This is a genomic window from Shewanella sp. 11B5 (assembly GCF_002836795.1).
Lineage (GTDB): Bacteria > Pseudomonadota > Gammaproteobacteria > Enterobacterales > Shewanellaceae > Shewanella > Shewanella frigidimarina.
Window position 1 is genome coordinate 1 of record NZ_PJAP01000319.1, and the last position, 6,884, is coordinate 6,884.

Annotated in this window: 4 protein-coding genes; all 4 read right to left on the bottom strand. The window is 42.4% G+C overall.

The genetic code is table 11. The features are described 5' to 3' along the window. Window positions 1-995 (bottom strand): MtrB/PioB family decaheme-associated outer membrane protein (locus tag CXF78_RS06525; RefSeq protein WP_145991385.1); only part of this gene is annotated, 995 nt, incomplete at its 3' end. Between the two features lie 12 nt (window positions 996-1,007). After that, on the bottom strand, window positions 1,008-1,997 hold the full coding sequence (locus CXF78_RS06530; protein ID WP_011638088.1) for a DmsE family decaheme c-type cytochrome: 990 nt from the start codon (window positions 1,995-1,997) through the stop codon (window positions 1,008-1,010). A gap of 97 nt (window positions 1,998-2,094) precedes the next feature. After that, complete coding sequence (locus CXF78_RS06535; RefSeq protein ID WP_102036320.1) at window positions 2,095-4,056, bottom strand: OmcA/MtrC family decaheme c-type cytochrome; 1,962 nt, start codon at window positions 4,054-4,056, stop codon at window positions 2,095-2,097. 287 nt (window positions 4,057-4,343) lie between these two features. Next, entirely contained in the window at window positions 4,344-6,518 is a 2,175-nt protein-coding gene (locus CXF78_RS06540; protein WP_102036321.1) for an OmcA/MtrC family decaheme c-type cytochrome, read from the bottom strand. Window positions 6,519-6,884 lie beyond the last annotated feature (366 nt).

Consider the following 6,884-nt stretch of genomic DNA (forward strand, 5'->3'; position numbering starts at 1 on the left):
GCCGGTAATGAATAACCATAACCTATGCTAGTTAATTGCTGATCTTGAGTCATTTGGCCCAAGAGCAAACGACCACTTAAGCTGGTAATGGAATCATTATATTGGCCCATTAGTGAAATAGTATGGGCCTCGTTATCTGGGTCTAGCGCCATGTAACCACGACTTTGCGCCCCAAACGTAGGGTTAAAGGCACTGTCAAAGCCAAGCTGTTGATTGTTATTGCTAAACACTGAACCATTGTAGTTTATGCTAGTAAACCAGTTATCACCACGGAGTTTAATCCCAGCGTTTAAGATGTCTGTCGTGTAATCAACAGGCTCTGCCAACATCATTGATTGGTTGAAGAAACTGCCAGAAGCAACTTTGGTTCCGGTTTTCTCTTCACGTTGAAAATTAACGTAGGTTGTGAACAGTGATTCTGTTTGATATTCAAACCCAAGACCGGCACGTTCACGTTTAAGCGATAATTCAAATGGGGTTAAACTGCTATAAAGCATTGGCATATCTGAGCTTGAACCTGCCGTTACCCAATTATCCGCTAAAGTAAGATTATCGCTGCCGATATTCTGATAAGGGCTTAATGCATTGTTGCTTTGATACGTCGCAATGGAGCGATAGCCTAGATTAAGACGATACAATCCAAGTTTACCGACATCTATTTCCATACGGCCATTGTCCATGCCGATATTATTTGCGACGACTTTTGCTTGGTAGCCATTGTTACCGCGATACTTTATATCGGCATCAATTTTGCCAGCAGTTTGATTACTGCTATTAAAGGCGTTAGCTGAGTTAATATCGTCTTCGCTGTTGTAACCAATACCGACACCGACATTTCCAGTGGTACCAGTTTCGACAGCACAAGCCTTACAATTCCAAGCATCATATTTAATGTTGTCGGTTTTAGCATTGGCTAGGCCATAACCATCAGCCATCAGGCTAAAGCTGGTACTAGTGAGTAACGCTAAGGTAATGAGGTTCAATTTAGTATTCATAATATAATCTCCTTAGCGCTGCAGTAACTTACCAGACGGATGGTTAGAACCATGCACCTGACTATGACAATTTAAGCAGCTACGACCACCAGTAAAGGCATTACCATTTACTGTTGAACCCATATCAGTGTTACCTAGATAAGCGTTGCTTGTGTGATTGTCACTCGCATGACATTGCTGACACAGTTGTGGCGCACGAGTTTTGAGCATTGCATCGTTCACAGAACCGTGTGGATTATGGCAATTGACGCAATTTTCGGTGACGGGTGCATGCTCCCACAGCTTTGGGCCGCGTTTCTCAGCGTGACATGAATAACACGTTTCATTGACTGTTGGCTGAACAAGATCTGAATCGCTCAAACTGCCATGTGGATTATGGCAGTCGCTACAGGTCATTTGATTCCATTTCATTGGATGACTGGTGCGCTTGTTCATGTCTGCTTTTTGTCTGGTGTGACAAGTGGTACATACTTCGACTTCTGTTTGCTTTGACAGTACTGGGTCATGTTCAGCATGTATGCTATGACAAGATGCACATGCCACATCGGCATTGGCGTGATGACTACTGTCCCATGCCACGCGTTTGTCGTCGAGATGACAGCTCATGCACACACTGTTTTGCTTGTCTGCAGCGAGTGTTGAAGTTGGGCCAAAGGTAATCATTGGCTCTTTACCACCACGATTATGTGAACCTAGTGGACCATGACACGCTTCGCACTGTAATCCAGCCATTGGACTTTTTGATGAATCAATTGCGCCATGAGCACCTTTGAATAAGTCCATGACCTTTTCTGATTTTTTATGACACATTAAACAAGTGTCGGCACCCTTTGGTGAGTATTTCCCCTCGGCGAATTTTTTATCGAGTGTTGCTTCAACTTCTGCCGGTGTCATGCTGGCATCCCACTTTGCCGCCTGTACATGACTCGACATAAACAGCGTCGATGCAGTAAGGCAGAGCAGGGCTAAAAATAAGGTATTTATTGAATGTGTGGTCTTCATAAGTAGACTTCCTAATTTGTCCATTTTGATGATCAACAAGTTGATTACGTAAGCCATAGCATGAGAGAGAAGCAGGGCTTCTCTCTCAATGGACAAATTAAAGCTTCACTTGTGTGTGGTTTTCAATGGTAGGTGCATGGCAGAAGAAACAGGTTTCTAACTGCGCAGCATCATTGGCTTCTTGATAGCTACCATTAACAACCGCACCTTGACTTTGTGCATGCTGCGAAATCGTGTCAAATCCATGACAAGATGCGCACGTTGCAGTGATAGGTGTTGTATAAAGGCCTTGCGACGTAGCAAGTGCACCTTTAACTTTGAATGCATCAAGATTAAAGTCGCTGTGACACTGAGTACAGTCTTTGATAATGCCTTGTTCACCATGAACACTGTGCAATTTCATTTCAATGGCACCTTGATTAGCACCAGAAGCATAAGTGCCATCTGGCGTATGACAAGCCACACAACCATCTAAACCTATGGTAACTTCACCATTAAGTTCACGAGCTAATTGTTCTGACATCACAAAACCAGCATGGTGTCCTTTATGTAACTCGAAGGTGTCGCCATGGCAATTATCACATGAACCAAAATTGACCGAGTCAGTGTGACGATAGCTAGGCGCATTACCAGAGAAAGTACCTACTGTGAATTCGGCTTTCATACTGGTAGTTGCTACGCCATCGACACAATCAATGGCTTGAATACCATCGTTACACATTTCAAGACCAATAAAGCTAAAGGCAGTATCTGTATCGCCAGCACCAAATGGCAGAGATGCAATGTTATAGACCAAGTTACCTGATTCAATGATTACATCTGCTTGTAACAGACCCGCTTTGATAAAGTCTTTACTGATTTTTGCTAAACCGCTGCCTGGGCTAGGGTTATATCCCATAATTGGGAAGTTAGGTCCGACGTTCGTAATGGTTTCAACGCGTTGAATTTTGCTGACTAAGCTTGTTGCGTCAATGGCCGTACCATTAGCATCTAAAATTGTTACCGATAGGGTCGCTGATTTGTCTTCAGCGCTTGATTTATTAGCCGTTAATGTTGCTGTCATTCCGTATAAATCGATAAATGTTTTTTTCTGAGTATACGATGTTGTGTGCAACTCTTCTGTCCAACTTGCATTATGACAAGCTATACAATTTGAATTATCGACTTGTTGCGGATGACCTTGACCCGTTTTAAAGTCAATGTCGGTATGACAACTTGAACAGGCTTCCATGGTTGGAATACGAGACCAGTTGTTCGATTCACTCAGTTGTTCTGAATTAACATGACAAGTGGTGCAATTATCTTGCACTATCGCATGCGCTGTTTCTGCACTCTTGTCTAAGTTGCGTCCATACATTTTGGCATTGTTATGAACATTATGAATTAAGTGACTGAACTCATCTTGAACCTTGCCTTTTTCAATAGCCAATTCATTGGTATGACATGATGTACAGGTTTCTAAATCAGTGTAGCTATGATAAATGCTTTCACCTTCTGCATGACAGGTATTACAAGTGGCGGTGTTAACGATGTTTTTAGTGTATTTAGCCTCGAATCCTTCACCGTCAAAATCTTCGGTAATTTCAGTACGCGGCACTCCGGTAACGCCGTCTTGCAAGGTTGATGCACTTGCAATTACATTATAACGTTGGGTTAGCTCAGGATTAAACCCTTCAACATTGACTGTGAAACTGTAATTGCCGTTACCATGGTCGGTAAAAGCTTTTTCGGAGCCAATAAATTGCCATTGGGCTGAATTACCTGCACCGCTTGCGCCAGCTGGAATGAGTTGGACGACTTTTTTAATTTCAAAGTCTTTAAGACCTGCTACAGGGAGATCTTTTTCATTGGTCGCAAATACTTCAATAGTCGGTTTGCTGTCTTGATAAGTGACTTTAGTGATATCTAAGTTTAGTGTCTTAATCGCTTCAGCAGGCTCGCCACCAGGATTACCTGGATTACCAGCTTCACCATCATCGCCTCCGCCACAACCAACCAGTGTCATTGATGCTGACATAGCAAGTAACAATGCCATTTTTGTGTATTTTTTATTCATCATATTTTCCCTGCAAAGGTCATCCATCTAACTCACTGGCAGTATGTTCTGCAATTATCTTATTCAGTTAAGTTGATGTTGGAATTAATTTTCCCAACACTAAGATTACTTTACAAACAGCAACTCGTCTTTAAAACGAACGTAATTGTGTGATGATGATCAGCCTATTAATAAAGAGGTATATAAAATACGGAGTTTAGCGGGGGAAGATTGTTCGGATAACAAAAAGACCTTAGTTAAAAACTAAGGTCTTTGATGGATAAAACGCCAAGGTTGTTTATTTGTGTAGCTTAAAAACCATGTGTTTTAGTGACGCGATCTACGGTATGACAGGTAGAACATATTTCCGATGTACGATTACGAGCATCTTCCTCACTTATTCCATCGACTATACCGCCGTTAGATTCAATATGTGACACGGTGGCATCAGTACGATACTTTTGATGACAACTTAAACATGCTCCAGTATCTGATGACATCCATACATCAGCGCCAGTCTCGATATCGCCATAACGCCATACTCTGTCAGTGGCTCTACCAAGTTGGATCCCATCAGCGGTATGACAGGTTTTACAATCGGTTTTCAACACGGTTCCAGATTCAACACCGGCATATTTGAGGTAATGACCTTCAGCGCTGTGTGCTTTAAAGGCAAAGCTGGTCGATTTTTTGCCACCAGGGTAAGTGTCATCACTCCTAAGGGTCTTATCAGCGGTATGACAGGTTTGGCAATTGACACCATTGTCATAGTGATACACCTCTTGGTTATGGCAACCTTGGCAGCTTTCTGTGTTGATAATGTTTCTACGTGTAGCAGTGGTTTGGCTAGTGTCTATTGCACTTGCAGCCATAACAAAATGGAATGGGCTACTTTTAATTTCCACTTTTTGGACATCATCAGTACTACAAGCCGTTAGTTTAACTTCCGGTCTGCCGTAACCACCATGGTTAAAACAGGCTGTAACTGCTGACCATAGCTCAAATGTTTTACCCACATAATCTGTTGGTAAGGTGATCTTATCCCAAACTAAGGTCCAGCTATTATCTGTGTTGGCGGTACCTTCACTTAATTTAATACGACGATTACTGTAACTGGCATCTTGATACGCAGGATAGTTTTTGTCGCTGTCCCACGCCATAACGATGCGGCTACCTTGGTCGATAAATTCCGCTGCAATAACATTAGCTGAAGCATCGGTAAATTTAACCGTAGTACTGAATTTTCCATCTGCAGTGACAATTACGTCACTGAATACGGCGCTCATTGCTTGTGTTTCGTTATAGGCTTTCATGACATCACCATGAGCTTCTTTTGCACTGCGACCATAGCCTTCTTCAACATGGCATGAAGTACAATTTGTGCCGACACCAACATGTTGTTGAGACGCTAATTCTGTGTGACATGCAATACAAGCCGTATCACTTTTATTAGCATTAAACAGGGCGGCATCTTTGGGAGCGTTCGTGCCCTCTACGTGACATGCACTGCAATCGGCAGCAGGTTTTTGCGGATACATCACGTTACCGTAATCGTGTATTCCACCGCCATAGCCAATCACTTTATAAGGTGCGGCAACATTGCCGTCAGCTGTGCTGGTTACGCGGTCTTGGCCTTTATGAATAGCATGGATCATGTAGGTAAAATCAACACTGTTACCGGTTTCAGGATCACCAGATGTTGCGGTATGACATGATGCACAGTTTTCAAGATCGATTCGACGACCGCCGTGCAATGCTAAGCTTTCTGGTTGGTGGCAGGTATAACAAGCATTGATCGAGACGATGTCGCGCGTTGCAATATCTTCGGTTAAGCCAGTTGAAGGTTGAAAATCGTAATGAGCATTGGCTGTGATTAATGGCTGTTTTAATTCCAATGTAATGCGCTGGGTGTCATCGGCTTGATAAGTGATGCTTAACGGCTCTGTGACTTCAGCAATATTGGTTTGAAAGGTGTACGAGTATGAACCATCTAGATTATCGACTAAGCAGTCAGCACATTTTGATGCAGCCTCAACTTCAGCCTGAAATTGTGCAGAAGGAGCGATATTGGTTTCACCATCAGGGATCCAACTTGCATTAGGTTGTTTTGTTGTATTGATATAAGACTGCCATTGATAACCACGATCTACTTCAACTGTAGCGCCATCAGTTCCGACCATTTCGGTAACTGGGGTTAATTGCGCAATACCAAAACGAAGGTCATGATCTTTTGTTAGTCCCAATACCGCAACACCATTGGCATTTTTAAGGATAAAGCCAACACTGACTTTTCCGTCGACTACGGTTGCATCGGTAAAGGTCGCTTTTAGGGTTGATGTCGCATCTATGTTTACACCAATAATACCATCTGGCCCATCTTCGCCATTGGTACCATCACTGCCTCCACAACCCGATAATGCTAGAGCAATAAGCCCTGCACTCAATACCGCTTTTGCAGCGGGACTAACTGTTATTGTATTCATCATGTATTCCCTGCATTTTTTTGTTATCTCGCATTCACTATTGGTTATAAGTGTGCGGATTTTATTCAAATCTAATGTTAGCTAACCTTGGCCACTTACTCATTGAATTATGTCTAGAGTTGTGACTAAGATCTGACTATTCCTTTATGGGTAACGTTGCTTGATGAAGATCTGCCTGTATTACTGGGATAAATAGGAGAGTTCCAAGATGTTAATACTGTTATTAGCATATTCTCGAATACGACATGTGATGTTAACTTGCACCAGCATTTGCGCTCGATGTTATAAACGATTATCTAAAGGCTGTTTTCTATTTCATCTGGCTATGTATTTATTTTCAATAGATTAATGATTCACGTCTGAATTTGT

What these genes read in the sequence shown, in the direction of transcription:
- CXF78_RS06530 (WP_011638088.1), bottom strand. Translation starts at nt 1,997, where the DNA reads ATGAAGACCACACATTCAATAAATACCTTATTTTTAGCCCTGCTCTGC.
- CXF78_RS06535 (WP_102036320.1), bottom strand. Translation starts at nt 4,056, where the DNA reads ATGATGAATAAAAAATACACAAAAATGGCATTGTTACTTGCTATGTCA.
- CXF78_RS06540 (WP_102036321.1), bottom strand. Translation starts at nt 6,518, where the DNA reads ATGATGAATACAATAACAGTTAGTCCCGCTGCAAAAGCGGTATTGAGT.